Annotated in this window: 1 protein-coding gene; it reads left to right on the forward strand. The window is 30.7% G+C overall.

Translation table 11 applies throughout. The annotated features are described in order from the left end of the window. Positions 1-464: 464 nt before the first annotated feature. The coding region (locus tag AC1DRF_RS30535; RefSeq protein WP_477742639.1) for a PAS domain S-box protein at positions 465-794 on the forward strand (330 nt) is incomplete at its 3' end.

Below are 794 nucleotides of genomic sequence, written 5' to 3' on the forward strand. Positions count from 1 at the left end.
GTAGGTTTTGTTATCTATTTTCTTAGTAGAAGAAAAAGAAATAGAGATCAAACGATTCATTCAAATGAGAATAGGGTAAAGGGCAAAAGAGGAAAAGATAAAACTCTGTAAATGATCTAAAAGAAGAATTAATATATTTCGTCATCAAAAAGAATTCTCGTTTGAAATGAAAAAAAAATCATCCTAATCCTACAGTTCCTGATACAGCCTTACACCATGATTTAACTCCTGAGAAAGTATGATTTAAATAAATGCAGAGAGGGCCCTTGAATTCATTTCTAAGGGCTGTTTTTATTTTTGTTCTGTAAAGGACAGACGACCTTTTAATCTTCTATTTTCTTATTATTTCTTATTTATAACTTCAAAAAAAACTTTATTATCATTTTTTAAGATCTTAAACAAGCAATTGAACCCTTGATAAATTTGAAATAGTAGTCTAACCTTCATATTAAGGAGTGAAAATTATGAATGAAAACATTTCGGGTATTGATTATCAGGAAGTCATTGAATATGCGTTAGATCCACTCATTATTCATTCAAATCATAAGATTATATATGTTAACCACGCAGCTGAACATTTTTTTAGAGGAAAAAGGGAAGATATCATAGGTGCCAGTCCTTTAGATATATTTCAAGAAACATCTAAAGCAGCAATAAGGAAAAGAATCCAATCTGCTTATGAACGTCCAGCAGAGCTTATTGAGGAAACCATATTTAGATTGGACGGGACAACTGTTAATGTTGAATTATATTGTCATCCCTTGCTGCTGGGAGATAAAAAAGTAATCCAAACC

It is taken from the genome of Priestia sp. P5_B4 (genome assembly GCF_056400385.1).